The sequence below is a fragment of the Phenylobacterium sp. genome (assembly GCF_025934275.1).
GTDB lineage: Bacteria > Pseudomonadota > Alphaproteobacteria > Caulobacterales > Caulobacteraceae > Phenylobacterium.
Genome location: NZ_JAICYI010000012.1, coordinates 1 through 17,206 on the forward strand (window position 1 = coordinate 1; position 17,206 = coordinate 17,206).

17 protein-coding genes and 2 tRNA genes are annotated in these 17,206 nt (G+C 71.1%); 11 read left to right on the forward strand and 8 right to left on the reverse strand.

What is annotated here, in order from left to right; genetic code table 11:
- The first annotated feature begins 13 nt into the window (after positions 1–13).
- From Q0W60_RS04710 to Q0W60_RS04725, 4 genes are all read left to right on the forward strand, one after another.
- Positions 14–586 (forward strand): cold-shock protein, encoded by a 573-nt coding sequence (locus tag Q0W60_RS04710; RefSeq protein ID WP_297693176.1) that lies wholly within the window; start codon positions 14–16, stop codon positions 584–586.
- 23 nt (positions 587–609) lie between these two features.
- Complete coding sequence (locus tag Q0W60_RS04715) at positions 610–1,140, forward strand: DUF192 domain-containing protein (RefSeq protein WP_297693064.1); 531 nt, start codon at positions 610–612, stop codon at positions 1,138–1,140.
- The gene (locus Q0W60_RS04720) at positions 1,137–1,565 is read left to right on the forward strand and encodes a PaaI family thioesterase (RefSeq protein WP_297693066.1); all 429 of its coding nucleotides are present in this window, start codon (positions 1,137–1,139) and stop codon (positions 1,563–1,565) included. The genes Q0W60_RS04715 and Q0W60_RS04720 overlap by 4 nt, the downstream gene beginning before the upstream one ends.
- A gap of 64 nt (positions 1,566–1,629) precedes the next feature.
- Positions 1,630–1,706, forward strand: a tRNA-Pro gene (locus Q0W60_RS04725).
- Positions 1,707–1,730: 24 nt separating this feature from the next.
- Here the strand turns inward: Q0W60_RS04725 and Q0W60_RS04730 are convergent.
- A complete protein-coding gene (locus tag Q0W60_RS04730) occupies positions 1,731–2,387 on the reverse strand; it encodes a transglutaminase-like cysteine peptidase (RefSeq protein WP_297693068.1) in 657 nt (218 codons plus the stop codon).
- Between the two features lie 378 nt (positions 2,388–2,765).
- On the opposite strand from Q0W60_RS04730, the gene Q0W60_RS04735 reads away from it, so the two are divergent.
- On the forward strand, positions 2,766–3,074 hold the full coding sequence (locus tag Q0W60_RS04735; RefSeq protein WP_297693070.1) for an ETC complex I subunit: 309 nt from the start codon (positions 2,766–2,768) through the stop codon (positions 3,072–3,074).
- Between the two features lie 6 nt (positions 3,075–3,080).
- Positions 3,081–3,157 (forward strand) — tRNA-Arg (locus Q0W60_RS04740).
- 7 nt (positions 3,158–3,164) lie between these two features.
- On the opposite strand, the gene Q0W60_RS04745 is transcribed toward Q0W60_RS04740, so the two are convergent.
- The 6 genes from Q0W60_RS04745 to Q0W60_RS04770 form a co-directional block, all read right to left on the reverse strand.
- Entirely contained in the window at positions 3,165–3,917 is a 753-nt protein-coding gene (locus Q0W60_RS04745; RefSeq protein ID WP_297693178.1) for a kinase, read from the reverse strand.
- Positions 3,918–4,029: 112 nt separating this feature from the next.
- Positions 4,030–5,031 (reverse strand): SDR family oxidoreductase, encoded by a 1,002-nt coding sequence (locus Q0W60_RS04750; RefSeq protein WP_297693073.1) that lies wholly within the window; start codon positions 5,029–5,031, stop codon positions 4,030–4,032.
- Between the two features lie 61 nt (positions 5,032–5,092).
- Positions 5,093–6,256 (reverse strand): cystathionine beta-lyase, encoded by a 1,164-nt coding sequence (gene metC / locus Q0W60_RS04755; RefSeq protein ID WP_297693075.1) that lies wholly within the window; start codon positions 6,254–6,256, stop codon positions 5,093–5,095.
- Positions 6,257–6,287: 31 nt separating this feature from the next.
- The gene (locus Q0W60_RS04760; protein WP_297693077.1) at positions 6,288–6,803 is read right to left on the reverse strand and encodes a GNAT family N-acetyltransferase; all 516 of its coding nucleotides are present in this window, start codon (positions 6,801–6,803) and stop codon (positions 6,288–6,290) included.
- A gap of 8 nt (positions 6,804–6,811) precedes the next feature.
- On the reverse strand, positions 6,812–7,654 hold the full coding sequence (gene sseA / locus Q0W60_RS04765) for a 3-mercaptopyruvate sulfurtransferase (RefSeq protein WP_297693079.1): 843 nt from the start codon (positions 7,652–7,654) through the stop codon (positions 6,812–6,814).
- A complete protein-coding gene (locus tag Q0W60_RS04770; protein WP_297693081.1) occupies positions 7,651–8,655 on the reverse strand; it encodes a cysteine synthase A in 1,005 nt (334 codons plus the stop codon). The genes sseA and Q0W60_RS04770 overlap by 4 nt, the downstream gene beginning before the upstream one ends.
- A gap of 431 nt (positions 8,656–9,086) precedes the next feature.
- Between Q0W60_RS04770 and kdsA the strand changes: the two genes are divergently transcribed.
- From kdsA to Q0W60_RS04795, 5 genes are read left to right on the forward strand one after another with little or no spacing between them, the layout of a single operon-like run.
- Complete coding sequence (gene kdsA, locus Q0W60_RS04775; protein ID WP_297693083.1) at positions 9,087–9,968, forward strand: 3-deoxy-8-phosphooctulonate synthase; 882 nt, start codon at positions 9,087–9,089, stop codon at positions 9,966–9,968.
- A gap of 50 nt (positions 9,969–10,018) precedes the next feature.
- A complete protein-coding gene (gene rfaE2 / locus Q0W60_RS04780; RefSeq protein ID WP_297693180.1) occupies positions 10,019–11,491 on the forward strand; it encodes a D-glycero-beta-D-manno-heptose 1-phosphate adenylyltransferase in 1,473 nt (490 codons plus the stop codon).
- Positions 11,488–12,489 carry an ADP-glyceromanno-heptose 6-epimerase gene (gene rfaD, locus Q0W60_RS04785; protein ID WP_297693085.1) on the forward strand — a complete coding sequence of 334 codons (1,002 nt, stop codon included), beginning with the start codon at positions 11,488–11,490 and terminating at the stop codon, positions 12,487–12,489. Before rfaE2 ends, rfaD begins: the two co-directional genes overlap by 4 nt.
- A gap of 3 nt (positions 12,490–12,492) precedes the next feature.
- Positions 12,493–13,611 carry a DUF3089 domain-containing protein gene (locus tag Q0W60_RS04790; protein ID WP_297693087.1) on the forward strand — a complete coding sequence of 373 codons (1,119 nt, stop codon included), beginning with the start codon at positions 12,493–12,495 and terminating at the stop codon, positions 13,609–13,611.
- 26 nt (positions 13,612–13,637) lie between these two features.
- Positions 13,638–14,636, forward strand: coding sequence for an NADP-dependent oxidoreductase (locus Q0W60_RS04795; RefSeq protein WP_297693090.1), 999 nt, complete (start codon positions 13,638–13,640; stop codon positions 14,634–14,636).
- 419 nt (positions 14,637–15,055) lie between these two features.
- Here Q0W60_RS04795 and recG read toward each other — a convergent pair whose 3' ends face one another.
- Positions 15,056–17,131: an ATP-dependent DNA helicase RecG gene (gene recG, locus Q0W60_RS04800; RefSeq protein ID WP_297693092.1), complete on the reverse strand. Its 2,076-nt coding sequence runs from the start codon at positions 17,129–17,131 to the stop codon at positions 15,056–15,058.
- Positions 17,132–17,206: the final 75 nt, after the last annotated feature.

Below are 17,206 nucleotides of genomic sequence, written 5' to 3' on the forward strand. Positions count from 1 at the left end.
GGCCGAGGGGCAGATGGCGGCTTTGGAATTGGATGAGGTGGAGGCGCAAGCGATCGCGCTGCGCATCACCGGGCGTGTTAAGTGGTTCGACGCGGGCAAGGGCTACGGCTTCGTCATCCCGGACGATCCGAACCAGACGGACCTGAAGGATGTCCTCCTGCACGTCACCTCGCTGCGCAACAGCGGGCGTGAAAGCGCGCTCGAGGGCTCGATCATCACCTGCGACGTGGTCCGCCGGCCCAAAGGCTGGCAGGTCAGCGAGATCGTCGCCATCGACGAGAGCGTCGCCGCGCCGAGCGAGCGTCGGCCGCGGGAGATGCGCGACGGGGCGGGCCCGCGCCCGCAGCGCCGAGCGCTGCTGCCGGCGGGGCCGCGCGAACGGGCCAAGGTGAAGTGGTTCAACCGCACCAAGGGCTACGGTTTCGTGGTCCGCGACAGCGAGCCGGGCGACATCTTCGTCCACATCGAGACTCTCCGCCGCTCCGGCATGGAGGACCTGCAGCCGGGGGAGGACGTGGTGGTGCGGTTCGCCGAGGGGCCCAAGGGTCTTGTGGTCGCCGAGATCGAGGCGTCTGATCTCGGCTAGATTCGCCCTGGCCGGAGCTTCCCGTGGCCCTGCAGCTTCCTGAGCGGCGCAGCCGGATTGCGCTGGCCCTGGCGTTCGGCCTGGCCGCGGTCGCGGCGGTTCCAGCGGCGTGCGCGCAGGTCGACATTCCGCGCATGGATCCCCGCCAATGCCATGGCCAGGCGGTGATCACGCCCTTGCAGCCGCTCGCCATCCTGACCGCGCGCGGCGCCGCCCGCTTCCAGGTCGAGGTCGCCGAGACCGACCAGCAGCACGCCTACGGTCTGATGTGCCGCCGCCGCCTGGCGCCCGATCGTGGCATGCTGTTCGACTTCCACACGCCCACCGACGGCGTGAACTTCTGGATGCGTAACACGCTGATCGGGCTCGACATCGTCTACATCGCGCCGAACGGCACGGTGGTGTCGGTGGCGCGCAACGCCACGCCGATGGACGAGACGCCGATCCCCGCCGGAGGCACGATCCGCGCGGTGCTCGAGATCGCGGCCGGCCGCGCCGCCCAGCTCGGGGTCAGGCCCGGCGACAAGGTGGTCAACCGGATCTTCGGGCGGTGACGAACGCGCCGGAGGAGCCGATCCCGCCGCCGCCGGAGGGCTTCGTCGCCGCCGAAGGGCGCGGGCTCTTCTCGACCCGCAACGGCCCCTATTTCCACCGGCCGTCCTCGGGCGAGATGGTGGAGCAGGCCTTCTACGCCCTGCCGCGGCACTGCAACGGGGTCGGCATCGTCCACGGCGGCATGCTCTCGGCGTTCATGGACGGGGTGCTGGCCGGCGCGGTCTGGCGCGGCGCGCAGAAGCGCGCGGTCACCATCCACCTGTCGATCGACTTCCTGCACATGGCGCGGGCCGGCGAGTGGGTGCGCGGGGAGGCCCGGCTCACGCGGGCCACGCGCGAGGTCGCCTTCGCCGAGGGCCGCGCCTACGTGGGCGGCCACGACGTGGTCCGCTGCTCCGGCGTCTTCAAGCTGATGTCCCGGTGACCGGGGCCGCGCCCGAGGTTTGCGACGGCCCGAAAACGCCTATATCGCAAGGCTTCCGGCCAGTCGGGGCGTAGCGCAGCCTGGTAGCGCATCTGCTTTGGGAGCAGAGGGTCGCAGGTTCAAATCCTGCCGCCCCGACCATCTGCCGGCCAGGTTTCGCATTCGTCAGGGCGAAGCCGCCGCCGCGCCGGACGCTGGCGTCGCCGGCGGAGGCAGGATGGCCGGGTCTTCGCCCGGCGGGTGCAGCGCCAGATCGAGCGCGGCGGCGGCCTGGGCGGTCTGGAACAGCCAGCGGCTGTCGCCGCTGAAGCCGGCGATCGGCTTGTAGTCGGTGACCTCGTCGGCGGTGCGCATGCGCTCGGCTTCGCTGTCCAGCACCAGGAGCGTCCCGCCGTCGCGGACCAGCAGCACGGCGTGGTCGAGGCTCCGGCGCAGGTCGCGCACCAGCACCAGGTAGAGCAGCCGATCGGGCACGCCGGCCATTTTCAGCAGCTGCATCTTGGCGATCGCGAAGTCCTCGCAGTCGCCGCGGCCCGCGGCGATGGTCTCGGCGAGGCTCGCCCAGTGGTCGGCGACCCCATAGACTTCCTGGTCGGTGGCCACGGCCACGTGCCGGTTGACGAAGCCCTCGACGGCCTCGGCCTTGCTCCGCAACGGCAGGTCCCTGATGCGCGCCACCAGCGCCGCCCATTCGGCCGGCAACGGCGAGGCGGCGGGCGCCTGCGCGTCGCGCCAGGCCTGATCGAGCGCGGTCGGTCCGATGACGATCGCCTGGTAGCCGAACACGTCCGGATCGAGCGGCGGCCCGGGATCGGCCAGCAATCGGCCAAGCTGCTGATCGACGTCATCGGGCGGCGGCTGGGCCGGCGCCGCAGCGGGCGCAGGCCGGGGCGCGGGGGCCTGGGCGAGGGACGGACCCGAGGCCGAGCCGGCGAGGACGAGGCCCGCGATCGCGCTCCAGACGAGTCCCCTCAGCGCGCCGTCTCCCTGTCTCGCGCCGACTCCATGGCTCGGCGTGACCGAATCGGCGCCTCATCCTAACGCTCCGCAATCGTCCAGCGGCGCGGCGCGTCGCCACAAGGCGCAGCTCCGGCGTCGCCGCAAGGCTTTATGTTTTGCGATCGTCTGCTAAGGGGACGGCGCGGCGCGCGGACTCGAGGCGCCGGCGTTCCCGCAGCGGGAGAGGCCCCAGGTTCCGTCATGCTCGCGCGCATTTTCCGTCCTGCCAAGACCGCCATGCAGTCCGGCAAGGCCAACACCACGGATTGGGTGCTTGAGTTCGAGCCGAGAGACGCGCGCCGGCCCGATCCGCTGATGGGCTGGACCCAGACGGGCGACACCGCCTCCAGCCAGGTGCGCCTGTCGTTCGAGACCAAGGAGGAGGCCGTCCGCTACGCCGACCATCACGGCATCGCCTTCCAGCTGATCGATTCCAAACCCGCAAAACGAGTCATCAAGGCCTACGCCGACAACTTCGCGTTCAGCCGAAGAATTCCCTGGACTCACTGAAGGTTAGCGCCCGTAGCTCAACTGGATAGAGCACCTGCCTTCTAAGCTGGTGGTTGCAGGTTCGAGTCCTGCCGGGCGCGCCAGCAAGCCCTAGAGCGGCGTCCGGTCGCTCGCCAGGGGTACGACCCAGTCCGCGCGGCGCGGCATTTCCTCGGCCACCCAGCGGGTCAGGCGCTCGTAGTGGGCGACGAAGCGGGCGATTTCGCCCGGCGCCATGCCGCGCCCGGTCCGCTCGCGAAGCTTCGCCTCCTGCTCGGCCCGCCAGCCGGCCACCACCTCGAACCCGGGCGCCTGCAGCAGGATGAGCCGGTCGATCCGCGCGAACAGCGGCTGGTAGGCGCCGTCCAGCGCCACGTTGACGAACGTGCGCCAGCGGCCGTCGGGGTCCTCGTCGCGTTCCAGGGCGTTGACCGGCTCGATCAGGGCCTCCGGCGGCTGCGGCCGCGCCCCGACGCACCACCCTTCGAAAAGCACCACGTCCACGGGCGCCTGGACGAGCGGCCACTCCGCGCGGTCGCGCAACGTATCGGCGGCCTTGTCGAAGCGGGGCAAGGCGACCTCGCCCGGCTCGCCGAGCCTCGCCAGCACCTCGATGCCGAGCGCCGGGTGGTGCGTGCCTGGCGGCCCGCGCGTCGCGAGCAGCGGATGGACGGCGCGCGCCAGCCGCAGCCGCGCCGCATGCGACAGGTAGAGGTCGTCCAGCGACAGCACGACGCATCGCAACCCGCGCTCAGCAAGCATCCGGACGGCAGCCGCCGCGATGGTCGTCTTGCCCGAGCCCTGCGCGCCGCAGATCCCGAGGACGACCGTGCGGCCGGCCGTGCGCCGAGCCTCGGCGGCCATCTCGGCCAGCGGCGCGCAGACCATGGCGGCGGCGCGCCGGAAGCTCTCCGGGAGCCGTTCGGCGACGATGAAGGCCTCCAGCCAGTCCGCCGCCACTGACCCCGCCCGCCGGTTATTCCCCGCCGGTGATCGGCAGGATCAGGCCCGTGATGTAGCTGCCGGTCTGGGGCGAGGCCAGGAACACGTAGGCCGGCGCGATCTCCTCGGGCTGGGCCGGCCGCTTCATCGGCGTCCGGGCGCCGAACTCGGCGACCTGCTCTGCCTGCCGATCGGCTGGATTGAGCGGCGTCCATACCGGCCCAGGCGCCACGGCGTTCACCCGCACCCCTTTGTTGATCAGGTTCGAGGCGAGCGACATGGTGAAGGCATGGATGCCGCCCTTGGTCATCGAGTAGTCCAGCAGCGCCTTCGACCCCTGCAGCCCCGTGACCGAGCCGGTGTTGATGATCGCCGAGCCGGGCTTCAGGTGCGGGATCGCCGCCTTGGCCATGTGGAAATAGCCGTAGAGGTTGGTCTTCAGCGTGCGGTCGAAGTGCTCCTCCGAGATCTCCTCGATATCCTCGGCGTGCTCCTGGAAGGCGGCGTTGTTGACGAGGACGTCGAGCCTGCCGAGCTCCCTCACCGTCCGCTCCACCGCCTGCTTCGCGAACGTCGGGTCGGCGACGTCGCCGGAGAGGAGGATGGCGCGGCGGCCCTCCCTCTCGACCGCCGCCTGGGTCACCTTGGCGTCCTCCTCGCTGTCGAGGTAGGCGATCGCCACGTCGGCGCCTTCGCGTGCGAACAGCGCCGCCACCGCCCGGCCGATGCCGGAGTCCGCGCCGGTGATCAGGGCCACCTTGTCCTTCAGCTTGCCCGAGCCCTGGTAGTAGGGCGCGTCCCACATCGGCTGGAGCTGCATCTCGGCTTCCACGCCGGGCTTTTGCAGATGCTGCTTGGGAAGCGGCGGGACGGGGTATTCGCGCGCGCCGGTCTGCGGCGGCGCCTCGTCCTCTTGCTCGCCGCCGCCAGGCGCAAAGGACCGCTGCTCCTTCCGATCGATCTCGCGCTGGACGTCGCGCTCTTCGCGCGCGGCCTGTTCCGCGCCGGGGCTCACGCCGCCACGGGGTTCGCTCATGCTTGGGCCTCCGTCTCGTTTCGCCGGCGCAATCGCCGCGACCGGCGGAAGGTTCCGGCGCTCAGCGCGTGCGGCCCGCATAGACGGAAAGCGCGTTGGCGAGGTCGGCGATCAGGTCCTTCGGGTCCTCCAGGCCGATGTGCAGCCGGATCAGCGGCCCGCCGTAATCGCGCCTGAACTTGCGGCTCCTGAGTTGGTGATCGCAGGAGATGGCGAGGCTCTCGAAGCCGCCCCAGGAGAAGCCGAGGCCGAACAGGGTGAGCTCGTCCAGGAAGGCGTTGACGGCGGCCGTCGGACCGGGCTTGAGGGCGAAGGCGAAGAGTCCGCACGCGCCGGTGAAGTCGCGCGCCCAGAGTTCGTGGTCCGAGGCTCCCGGCAAGGCTGGATGGATGACGGCCGCCACCTCCGGCCGCTCGGCCAGCCAGCGGGCCACCGCCAGCCCGCTTTCGCCGTGCTTCGCAAGCCGTGTGGGCAGCGTCCGCAGGCCCCGCAGCATCTGGTAGGCGTCCTCGGGCGAGACACTCCATCCCGTCTGCACCACGCCGTCGTCCAGGGCCCGGACGAGCCCAGGGTCGCGCGCCGCGGCCGAGCCCATGAAGATGTCGGAATGCCCGCCGACGTACTTGGTCAGCGCCTGGATCGAGAGGTCGACGCCGTGCTCCAGGGGTTTGTAGAGGTAGCCCGCCCCCCAGGTGTTGTCGGCGGCGGTCAGGATGTTCCGCGCCCGGGCGAGCTCGGCCGTGCGGGTCATGTCCTGCATCTCGAAGGAGAGCGAGCCGGGACTCTCCATCATGATCAGCCTCGTCGCCTCCGGCGCGCGGGCGACCAGCTCCTCCGGCGCTTGGCGAGGATCGAAGTAGGCGGTGCTGACCCCGAACCGCTTCAGCACCGTGTCGCAGAACCGGCGCGTGGGCCGGTAGACGGTGTCCGCCACCAGGATCTGGTCGCCCGCCTTCAGCACCGCCAGCAGGGCGCCGGTGACGGCGGCGAGCCCGGACGGGTAGAGCGCGACGCCCACCGCGCCTTCCATCTCCGCCAGCGCATCCGCCAGCGCCGCCTGCGCCGCCAGGCCCTGGCGGCCGTAGGTCACCTGGCTGTGGTCGTCGTAGAGCGCCTCGGCGTCGGGCAGCAGGACGGTCGAGCCCTTCTGGATCGGCGGGCCCACGGTCTTCGCCAGCTTGTCTGGGAGCGAGCCGGCGCGGATCAGGCGGGTTTCGTCGTCCATCCCGGCACTTAGAGCCGCAGGCGCAAGGCTTTCAAGGCGCGGCGGCGAGGTCGAGCCGCATGGCGCAGCGGGCGGAAACCTCCAGCCCCGCCTTCACCTCCCGCGTCCGGATCCAGGCCAGCCTGCCATTGAACGCCCACTCGGGAACTTCGACGAAGCCGCGGCGCGCATAGAACGGCGCATTCCAGGGAATCTCGCGGAAGGTGGTGAGGGTGACCGCGCGCGCGCCGCGCCGCCTGGCGTCTTCGATCGCCGCCATCACGAGCGCGCCGCCGGCGCCGAGCCCTTGCGCCTCTCGCCGCACCGCCAGCTCCCAGATGTGCAGGGCGTCCACGAACAGCTCGCAGGACGCGAAGCCGATCGCCTGCGGCCCCTCCTCAGCCAGCCAGACGAGCCCCTGCGCGGCGAGCGGCCGGTGGAACTCGGCCGGCGAGACGCCGCCGTCGGCCACCGCCGCCTGCGAAGAGCCGCGGAACAGCGCGGCCGCCGAACGCTCGATCGCCGGCAGCCGCCAGACCTCGTCGACGCGGGCGGGGCGGATCAGCACCGTCGGGATCAGGGACCGGTCACGACGGGCGTGTCGCCGCGCGCCCCCCATTCCGCCCAGGAGCCATCGTAGACCGCCACGTCCTCGCGGCCGAGCCGGGCGAGCGCCAGAGCCAGCACCGCAGCGCTCACGCCAGAGCCGCAGCTCGTCACGATCGGGCGTGCGAGATCGACGCCGGCGGCTGCGAACGCCGCGCGGAGCTGGTCGGCGCTCTTGAGCGTCCCGTCCGGGTTCGCCACTTCCGACCAGGGCAGGCTGCGCGCGCCCGGCATGTGGCCGGCTCTCAGACCCGGCCGGGGCTCCGGCGCCTCGCCGCGGAAGCGTGCGGCGGGGCGCGCATCGACGATCTGCGCCTCGCCGGTCTCGATCGTGCGGCGCAATGCGGGCATGTCGCGCACCAATTTCGCGTCGAACGCCGGCGTGAGCTCGGTGGGCGCGGGCGCGGCGGGCGCGACCTCCAGCGGCCGGCCCTCCGCCCGCCACTTGGGAAGCCCGCCGTCCAGCACCTTCGCGCGCGGAAACCCCATGACCCGCAGCGTCCACCAGACCCGCGGCGCGGAGAAGATCCCCTGGCCGTCGTAGACCACGATCTCGCCGTCGCGCCGGAGGCCGAGCTCGCCCGCCGCCCGGGCGAAGGCCTTCCCTGTGAGCAGCATGTGCGGCAGGTCGGTCGCGCGGTCCGCCACCGCGTCGATGTCGAAGAAGATCGCGCCCGGGACGTGGCCCTTGGCGTATTCCCCGATCCCCGTGCGCCCATCGGTCGGCAGGTACCAGGTGGCGTCCACGACCTGCAGGCCCGGGTCGCCCAGCCGCTTGGCCAACCATTCGGTGGAGACGAGGGGATCGCTCATGCGTCCATCCAGGCGGGGAAGGGGAGGCCCTTCTCCTTGAGGAATGCGGGATTGTAGATCTTCGACTGGTAACGCTGGCCGTGGTCGGCGAGCACGGTGACGATGGTGTGGCCGGGCCCGAGGTCGCGCGCCATGTGGATCGCCCCGGCGACGTTGATCCCGGTCGAGCCGCCCATCACCAGCCCCTCGTGCTCCACGAGGTCGAACAGAGCCAGCAACATCTCCTCGTCGGAGATCCGGTAGGCGCGGTCGATGGTGAGATCCGCGATGTTGGCGGTGACCCGCCCCTGGCCGATGCCCTCGCTGATCGAGGTCCCCTCCGCCTTCAGCTCGCCATCGGTGTAGTAGGAATAAAGCGCCGAGCCGTGCGGGTCGGCGAGCCCGATGGCCACGTTCGAATTTCTGGCCTGCAGCGCTTCGGCGACGCCCGCCAGCGTGCCGCCCGACCCGATCGCGCAGATGAAGCCGTCCACCTTTCCGTCCGTCTGCGCCCAGATCTCGGGGCCCGTCGTGCGCACGTGGGCCTCGCGGTTGGCGACATTGTCGAACTGGTTGGCCCAGACCGCACCGTTCGCTTCTTTTTCGTTAAGTTCCTGCGCCAGACGTCCGGAATATTTCACGTAATTCATCTCGTTGGCGTAGGGGACGGCGTCCACCTCAACGAGCTCGGCGCCGTAGAGCCGGATGGCGTCCTTCTTCTCCTGGCTCTGGGTGCGCGGGATCACGATCGTGCAGGCGTAGCCCAGCGCCTTGCCGACCATGGCCAGGCCGATGCCGGTGTTGCCGGCGGTGCCCTCGACGATCCGGCCGCCCGGCTTGAGGAGGCCTTTGCGCTCGGCGTCCTGGATGATGAACAGCGCCGCGCGGTCCTTCACCGACTGGCCCGGATTGCAGAACTCCGCCTTGCCGAGGATCTCGCAGCCGGTGATCTCGCTGGCGCGGCGCAGGCGGATGAGGGGGGTGTTTCCGATGGCGCCCAGGAGGCTCGCGGCGACTTGCATGGCCGCTACTTAAGGCGCGGCGCGGCTTCGGAACAGAGGCGGCGTTCGGGCAGGGAATCGGGACCGCCCGCGTGGCGTGAGCCTCTCCAAGCGCTGGGGGGCCCATGTCACGACCCTGGTCGCCTCGCCGCGCCTGCCTGCTTGTCTCCCCGGCGCGAGCCGCTGCGTCGGCCGGAAGCGTGGCGATCTGCTTCGACGCGCCCGCGCCTCCCGCGCGCCAAGCCGCTGGAAGCGCGCGGCGTCCGCCTCGTGGGGCCGCCTGAGGCCCTCCAGCGTCTCGCCGAGACCGACGTCCAGCTCCTGGAATTCACCGATCCGAACGGCAATGCGCCGGCCCTCGCTGGGCGCGCGCGACCCAGGAGGCCCGGGCGCAGGACGGCGGGTCGCACGATCGGCGCTTGTGAAGCGGCGCGGCTCGCGCCACTTAGCCCATGAGAGCCGTCGGAGCCGCCGTGACCGAGCCCAACGCCGTCGTCGAGATCACCGCCGCCAACGGCCCCGCCGTGCGGATCGGCAACCGTGAGCGGCTGTCGCTGATCGCCGGCCCCTGCCAGATGGAAAGCCGCCAGCACGCGCTCGAGACGGCGCACGCGCTGCGCGAGGCCGCCGAGCGGCTCGGGGTCGGGCTGATCTACAAGACGTCCTTCGACAAGGCGAACCGCACATCGGTCAACACGGCCCGCGGCGTCGGGCTGAAGGAGGCGCTGCCGATCTTCGCCGAGATCCGCGAGGCCACCGGCCTGCCGACGCTCACCGACGTGCACGAGCCGGAGCAGTGCGCGCGGGCCGCCGAGGCGGTCGACGTCCTGCAGATCCCCGCCTTCCTCTGCCGCCAGACGGACCTGCTGCTGGCCGCCGGGCGGACCGGCAAGGTGGTCAACGTCAAGAAGGGCCAGTTCCTCGCGCCCTGGGACATGAAGAACGTGGTCGAGAAGGTGCTCTCGGTCGGCAATCCGAACGTCATGGCCTGCGAGCGGGGCGTCTCGTTCGGCTACAACACCCTCGTCTCAGACATGCGGGCGCTGCCGATCATGCGCGAGATCGGCTGTCCGGTGGTGTTCGACGCCACCCACTCCGTGCAGCAGCCGGGCGGCCAGGGGGCGACCTCCGGCGGGCAGCGGGAGTTCGTGCCCGTGCTGGCCCGCGCCGCCGTCGCGATCGGCGTGGCGGCGGTGTTCATGGAGACCCATCCCGATCCGGATCATGCCCCGTCGGACGGGCCCAACATGGTGCCGCTGAAGGAATTCGAGCCGCTGGTGGCCGAGCTCCTGGAGTACGACGGTCTCGCCAAGCGGCGGGCGAACGCGCTCTGAGCCGCCGCGGCTTGACCGCGCCCGCCAGCCGCCGCACACCCTCTGGCCCTATGGACCTCTCCGAGCTCCAGCACCTGCTCAGCCAGTCCGCCGGCCGCCGGGTGGTCTGCGTCGGCGACCTGATGGTCGACCGCTTCGTTTATGGCGAGGTCAGCCGCGTCTCGCCCGAGGCGCCGATCCCGGTGCTGGCGCGCTCGCGCGAGCTGGTCATGCTGGGCGCCGCCGGCAATGTCGCCCGCAACGTCGCAGCCCTCGGCGGGGCTGTGGCGCTCATCGGCGTGATCGGCGACGACGCCGAGGGCCGGGAGGCGTTGCGCCTGGCCGGCGAGGAGGCGGGCGTCGAGGGCGACCTCATCGTCGATCCGGATCGTCCTTCAACGCTGAAGACCCGCTTCATCTCCGGCGGCCAGCAGCTGCTGCGCGTCGATCTGGAGGCGAGCCGGGCGGTCGCGGCCGAGGTCGAGCAGCGCCTGGTCCGCACCATCCGCGACGCCGCCGACGGCGCGGGTGTGATCCTGATCTCGGATTACGGCAAGGGCGCGGTGACCGACGCGGTGATCGCCGCCTGCCGGGGGGCCGCCGACTCCGCGGGCGGCCTGGTGGTGGTCGATTCCAAGGCGCGCTCCTTCGCCCGCTACGGCGCCGTCGACCTGATCAAGCCCAACGATCTCGAGCTGTCGCACGCCACCGGCCTGCCGGCCGAAACGGATGAGGAGGTGGAAGCCGCTCTCGGTCATGCGCTCCGGCTGTGGAACGCCAAGGCGATCCTGGTGACGCGGGCTTCGAAGGGCATGTCGCTGGCCGTGCGCGGCGCGCCGGTGCGCCACTTTCGCACGACGCCGCGCGAGGTGTTCGACGCATCGGGCGCCGGAGACACGACCCTGGCGGCGCTTGGCCTGGCGCTGGCGGCCGGCGCGGATTTGGCGACCGCGGTCGGCTTCGCCCAGTTGGCCGGCGGCGTCGCGGTGGGCAAGGCCGGCACCTCGACCGTCTCGCCGGAGGAGCTGATCGAGGCGGCGCTGGCCGCTCACATGGCGCCGGCGGAGGCCAAGGTCGCGACGCCGCAGCGGATGGCCGACGAGGTGGCCCGCTGGCGCGCGCGCGGCCTTCGGATCGGCTTCACCAACGGCTGCTTCGACATCCTGCACAAGGGCCACATCGCCTACCTCGCCCAGGCGAAGGGCTGGTGCGACCGACTGATCGTGGGCCTGAATGACGACGAATCCGTGCGCCGCCTGAAGGGCAAGGGCCGACCGGTCAACGACCTGGAGTCCCGCGCCATCGTCCTGGCCGGGCTGGGCTCGGTCGACCTGGTCGTCCCCTTCGAGGAGGACACGCCCGTGCGCCTGATCGAGGCGGCGCGTCCGGACGTGCTGGTCAAGGGCGCGGACTACACCGAGGACGAGGTGGTCGGCGGCGACCTGGTCAAGGGCTGGGGTGGGGAGGTGCGCCTGGCCGAGATCGTCGAAGGCTACTCCACGACCGCGGCGATCGCGCGGATGAGCCGGAAGGCCGGCCGATGACCCGGCGCATCGTGTTCGTGACCGGCGGGGCGGGATTCATCGGCTCCAACATCGCCGCCAGGCTCGCCGAGGACCGCTCGCTCGACATCGTCATCTGTGACCGGCTGCGCGAGGCGGAGCTCGGCAAGTGGCGCAACATCGCCAAGCACCCGATCGGCGACTTCGTGGCGCCGGAGGGCATGTTCGAATGGCTCGAGAAGCGCTGGCGCGACGTGGAGGTCGTCATCCACATGGCGGCGGTCTCCTCGACCACGGAGCCCGACGCCGACAAGATCGTCCACTCGAACTTCACCTTGAGCCGCGACCTGTTCCGCTGGTGCGCCGATCGCCAGCGGCGGCTGATCTACGCCTCCTCGGCCGCCACCTACGGCGCGGGAGCTCAAGGCTTCGTCGACGACAACGACTACGAGGCGCTCGTCGCGCTTCGGCCGCTGAACACCTACGGCTGGTCGAAGGCCCTCTTCGACGTCTTCGCCGTGCGCCAGGCGAGCCGCGATTACGCGCCGCCGCAGTGGGTCGGACTGAAGTTCTTCAACGTTTATGGGCCGAACGAGGAGCACAAGGGCGCGATGAAGTCGGTGGCGGCGCAGATCTGGCCCCACGTGCGCGACGGTCACTCGGTGCAGCTCTTCAAGAGCTATCGCAAGGACGTGCCGGACGGCGGCCAGAAGCGCGACTTCGTCTACGTCCGCGATGCGGCCGACGTGGTCGAGTGGCTGATGCTCAATCCCGGGCTCAACGGCATCTTCAACCTCGGCTCCGGCCAGGCGCGCAGCTTCGAAGACATGGCCAAGGCGGTCTTCAAGGCGGCGGGCCGGGAGCCCGCGATCGACTACACACCGATGCCGCCGGCGATCCGCGACAAGTACCAGTATTTCACGGAAGCCAAGATGGAGCGGCTGTTCCAGGCCGGCTACCCGAAGCCCATGACGCCGCTGGAGGAAGGGATCGGCGACTATGTCACGCATTACCTCTCGCAGCCGGACCCCTACCGCTAGGCCATGCCGGATCGGGTGAAGCGCCCGCCGCTCTGGCTGACCCTGGCGATCCTGGGGCTGATCCTGGTCCTCGGCCTGGCCACCGGGGTGTTCTGGGACGATCTGCAGCGCACCGCGCTCGATCCCAAGATCCCCTTCCAGACCTATCACCCCCCGAAGGCGCCCGACTACGCCTCGGAATCCGCCTGGTATCTGCTGCCCACCGATCCGGTCCATGCGCCGGCCGGCGCAGTCGACGTGTTCTTCCTCTCGCCTACGACCTATGACGGGGGCGAGCAGTGGAACGCCCCGATCGACGACCGCCGCGGCGACAAGCTGTTCCGCCGGGTCATGGCGCCCAACTATGCGGGGCCCTTCGTCCGTGTCGGTCGGCTCTACGCCCCGCGATACCGGCAGGCCAGCCTCTACAGCGAGCTCACCCTGCGCGAGGACGCCCAGGAAGCCCGGCGCTTCGCCTACGGCGATGTCGCCGAAGCCTTCCGGTTCTACCTGCAGCGCCAGAACCAGGGCCGGCCGTTCATCCTGGTCGGCGTGGAGCAGGGGGGTCTGCTGGCCGACCGGCTGCTCGCCGAGCAGGTGGCTCCCGATCCGGCGGTGCGCGCCCGGCTGGTCGCGGCCTATCTGATCCGCACCATCATCCCGGCCGACAACCCGCCGATCCCGCCGTGTGCGATGCGGGCCGAAGCCCATTGTCTGGCGGCGTGGATGACGCTGAGGGCCGATGAGTTCCCCCGCGCCCAGACCCTCCTCGACCGCGCGCTGGTCTGGGGCCCGCATGGCGAGCTCGTGGGACTCAATGGGCGCAAGACCCTCTGCTTCAACCCGCTGCTCGGCGCGACGACCGATGCGCCGGCATCGGCCCGGCTCAACCTGGGCTCCGCCAACGCCACCGGGCTGGAGTGGGACGCCCGGCCGGCCTTCCTGCCGCGCCAGGTCTCCGCCCAGTGCGTCGACGGCGTGCTCCGCATCTCGGCGCCGAAGTCGGGGGCCTTCAGCCGACAAGGCTCCTGGGCCGATCGCAAGAAAGTCCCCGGCTACAACCTGTTCTACGCCGACGTCGAGGCCGACGCGCTCGCCCGGGTCGCAGCCTTGACCGGCCGCGCGGCGGGTGCGCAACCCTGACGCTCCCCGAGCCGCCGGAGCGCGCCATGCCCGAGACCAACCGCCAGATCGTCCTGGACCAGATTCCGCAGGGCAGGCTCGGGCCGGAGCACTTCAGGCTGATCGAGACGGCCCCGCCGACGCCTGCCGACGGAGAAGCCCTGGTCCGAACGCGCTACATCTCGCTCGACGCCGCCAACCGCGCCTGGATGCAGGGCGCGACCTATCGCTCGGCGCTGTCCTCCGGGCAGGTCATGGCCGGCGGGGCGATCGGCGAGGTGGTGGAGAGCCGCGATCCATCCCTGGCGCCCGGCGACCTGGTGAGCGGCGACATCGGCTGGCAGGACTACGCCGCGGTTCCCGCAAGGCGCCTGCAGAAGCTGCCCCGGATGGAGCCCGTCACCCATCTGATGAGCGTCTTCGGCGTCGCCGGGCTCACCGCCTATTTCGGCCTCCTGGAGTGCGGCCAGCCGAAGCCCGGGGAGAGCGTCGTGGTCTCGGCTGCGGCCGGCTCGGTGGGCTCGCTCGTCGGCCAGATCGCGAAGATCAAGGGCTGTCGCGTCGTCGGGATCGCCGGCGGCAGGGCCAAGTGCGATTGGCTGAAGGCCGAGCTCGGCTTCGACGAGGCGCTGGACTACAAGTCCGGCGAGCTGAAGCGACTGATGCGCGAGGCGCTTCCAGGCGGGATCGACGTCTATTTCGACAACGTCGGCGGCGACATCTTCGAGGCCTGCCTGTTCGCGATGAACGTGCATGGCCGGATCGCCTGCTGCGGGGCGGTCTCGCAGTACGACGGCCCGGCGCCGGCGCACGGACCGCGCGGCATCCCCGGCCTGATCGTCACCAAGCGCCTGACGCTCAGAGGCTTCATCGTCTCCGATTTCAACGCGCAGCGGGACGCGGCGCTGAAGGACCTCGAGGGCTGGGTCGCCGAGGGCAGGCTCAAGGTCCAGGAGGACATCCTGGAGGGGCTGGAGAACACGCCCGCCGCGCTCATCGGCCTGCTCGCCGGCGAAAACCGCGGCAAGCGGATGGTGAAGGTCTGACCTTCAGACTCATCCGTCGTGGACCGCTTGATGCGGGCCATTCTCCGGCGCCGCGAACGGTCGCAGGCGGATTGTCCGGGGTGCGAAGACCAGGGGTCCCAGCGCTCACTTGGCGGCGTTCAAAGCGCCCGCAACCCTGCTGTTCGAGGAGTTGATCGCGGCCTGAAGGTTCCGCGGCCCCGAGAGCACCCCCGATGACCCGTTTGTGCTGGCCGAGGCCGGCGCTCGGTGGGCGAAAGTGGCGAGGTGCGGCAGGGGAAACGGCTGCGAGCCGGTCGCCCGCCACAGGAAGACGGCCGCGACAATGCACAATGCAGCGAGCCCGAGCGAAAGGAGTGAGTGACTGGTCATATTCCCACCTCCGGCCCGGCCATATGCCGACGAATGCTCCGCTGGGGCAACCCCAAGACCCCCCTTGGTCATCCGGCGTCCTTCAGCGCCATCCCGGCTTTCCAGTCGAACAGCTCCGAGAGCACCTGCAGGGCCTGACCACGGGGGCTCTTCAGCTCGGGATCGCGCGCCATGATCAGCCGCGCGTCGTCGCCGGCGGCGGCGATCAGGTCGCGGTGCGCGAAGGGGTCGGCGAAGACGTAGGCCGGGAAGCCCGATTGCCTAAGGCCGAGCGCGTCGCCGCCGCCGCGCAGCTCCAGGTCCTTCTCGGCGATCAGGAAGCCGTCGTCGGTGCGCCGCAGGATGTCCAGCCGCTGCTGGGCCGTCTCGCCGAGCGGCGGGTCGTAGAGCAGCACGCAGGCGCTCTCCTGCCGGCCGCGTCCCACCCGGCCGCGCAGCTGGTGCAGCTGCGCCAGGCCGAAGCGCTCCGCCTGCTCGATCACCATGATCGTCGCATTCGGCACGTTGACGCCGACCTCGACCACGGTCGTGGCGACCAGCACCGACAGCTTGCCGTCGGCGAAATCCGCCATCACCGCGTCCTTGGCGGCGGGCGGCAGCTTGCCGTGCACCAGCCCGACCGAGGGGCCGATGCGCCGGGTGAGATCGGCGGCGCGGCGTTCGGCGGCGGCGAGGTCGGAGGTCTCGGTCTCGCTGACCAGGGGGCAGATCCAGAAGGCCTGGGCGCCGTCCGCCACCGCCTGGCGAAGCCTCGCCTCCACCTCCGCGATGCGGATGATCGGGACCGCGCGGGTCGCCACCGGAGTGCGGCCGGGCGGCTTCTCGTCGATGCGCGAGACGTCGAGGTCGCCATAGACGGTGAGCTCGAGCGTGCGTGGGATCGGCGTCGCCGACATGGCCAGCAGATGCACCGCCTGGCCCTTCGCCTGCAGCCGCTGGCGCTCGGCCACCCCGAACCGATGCTGCTCGTCGACCACGGCCAGCTGCAGGCGGTCGAACAGCACCTCGTCCTGGAACAGGGCGTGCGTGCCCACCGCCACCTTGGCCGCGCCGGAGCGCAAGGCGGCGAGTTTTTCGGCGCGCGGCCTGCCCTTGTCGCGCCCGGTGAGCAGCACGACCGCGACCCCATGCTCGGCCAGCGGGGCCTCGATGGTCTCGTAGTGCTGGCGCGCCAGGATCTCCGTGGGCGCCATCAGCGCGCTCTGGCCGCCGCCGGCCGCCACGTCGGCCATGGCGCACATCGCGACCACGGTCTTCCCGGACCCGACGTCGCCTTGGATCAGCCGGCTCATCCGTTCGCCGGAGGCCAGGTCGGCGCGGATTTCGCCCAGCGCCCGGTCCTGCGCCCCGGTGAAGGCGAAGGGCAGGTCCGTCCGGATCCGTTCGGCGACCACGCTGGCCTCGATGCACGCGGCCGGCTCGCGCCGTCGCTCGGCCTTGCGCTGGGCCATCGCGAGCTGGTGCGCCAAGAGCTCGTCGTAAGCCAATCGGCGCAGGTGGTTCGCGCTGGGCTCGAGGTCGGACTCGCTCTCGGGTGTGTGCAGGCGCTCGAGCGCCGCGCGCCAGCCGGGAAACCGCTGCCGTGCGCGCCAGGCGGCGTCCTGCCACTCGGGCAGCTCGGGCGCCCTCTCCAGCGCCTCCAGCACGAAGGCGCGCACCCGGCGAGCCGGCAGCCCCTCGGTCGCGGGATAGATCGGCTCCAGCTCGGGAATCTCCTCGGCCTTGCCGGGGTCGGCCATATAGTCGGGATGGACCATCTGCCGGCCGAACTTGTCGTCGCCGACCCGCCCGGAGATGATCCGTTTCGCGCCGACCGGATGGCGCTTCTCCAGCTGGTCGGCGAAGCGGCCGAAGAAGACCAGCGCCATCCAGCCGGTCGGGTCCGACACGCGCATGCGCCAGGGCTGCTGATGGGTCCGCGGCCGCTGGTGCTCCTCGACCGTCACCTCGAAGGTCATCACCTCGCCATCCCTGGCTTCGGAGAGGCTGGCGGGCGTCCGCCGCACGATCGAGTGCGGCTTCAGGAACGCCACGTCGCGCACGATCGGCCCCGCCACCCGGGCGAGCAGCGGCGCCACGCGCGGGCCCACGCCCTTCAGCGTGGTCACGGGCGCGAAAAGCGGAAACAGAATCTCCGGCCGCATCACGTGAGGATAGCAGGCCTCGAGGCGGCTTGTGGCGAAGCCGTCGACGCGCTCTACTGGTGCGGCGAAGCCCGG

What these genes read in the sequence shown, in the direction of transcription:
- Q0W60_RS04795 (WP_297693090.1), top strand. Translation starts at nt 13,638, where the DNA reads ATGCCCGAGACCAACCGCCAGATCGTCCTGGACCAGATTCCGCAGGGC.
- Q0W60_RS04750 (WP_297693073.1), bottom strand. Translation starts at nt 5,031, where the DNA reads ATGAGCGAACCCCGTGGCGGCGTGAGCCCCGGCGCGGAACAGGCCGCG.
- Q0W60_RS04735 (WP_297693070.1), top strand. Translation starts at nt 2,766, where the DNA reads ATGCTCGCGCGCATTTTCCGTCCTGCCAAGACCGCCATGCAGTCCGGC.
- kdsA (WP_297693083.1), top strand. Translation starts at nt 9,087, where the DNA reads ATGAGAGCCGTCGGAGCCGCCGTGACCGAGCCCAACGCCGTCGTCGAG.
- Q0W60_RS04710 (WP_297693176.1), top strand. Translation starts at nt 14, where the DNA reads ATGGCGGCTTTGGAATTGGATGAGGTGGAGGCGCAAGCGATCGCGCTG.
- rfaE2 (WP_297693180.1), top strand. Translation starts at nt 10,019, where the DNA reads ATGGACCTCTCCGAGCTCCAGCACCTGCTCAGCCAGTCCGCCGGCCGC.
- recG (WP_297693092.1), bottom strand. Translation starts at nt 17,131, where the DNA reads ATGCGGCCGGAGATTCTGTTTCCGCTTTTCGCGCCCGTGACCACGCTG.
- sseA (WP_297693079.1), bottom strand. Translation starts at nt 7,654, where the DNA reads ATGAGCGATCCCCTCGTCTCCACCGAATGGTTGGCCAAGCGGCTGGGC.
- Q0W60_RS04770 (WP_297693081.1), bottom strand. Translation starts at nt 8,655, where the DNA reads ATGCAAGTCGCCGCGAGCCTCCTGGGCGCCATCGGAAACACCCCCCTC.
- metC (WP_297693075.1), bottom strand. Translation starts at nt 6,256, where the DNA reads ATGGACGACGAAACCCGCCTGATCCGCGCCGGCTCGCTCCCAGACAAG.
- Q0W60_RS04745 (WP_297693178.1), bottom strand. Translation starts at nt 3,917, where the DNA reads ATGGCCGCCGAGGCTCGGCGCACGGCCGGCCGCACGGTCGTCCTCGGG.
- Q0W60_RS04790 (WP_297693087.1), top strand. Translation starts at nt 12,493, where the DNA reads ATGCCGGATCGGGTGAAGCGCCCGCCGCTCTGGCTGACCCTGGCGATC.
- rfaD (WP_297693085.1), top strand. Translation starts at nt 11,488, where the DNA reads ATGACCCGGCGCATCGTGTTCGTGACCGGCGGGGCGGGATTCATCGGC.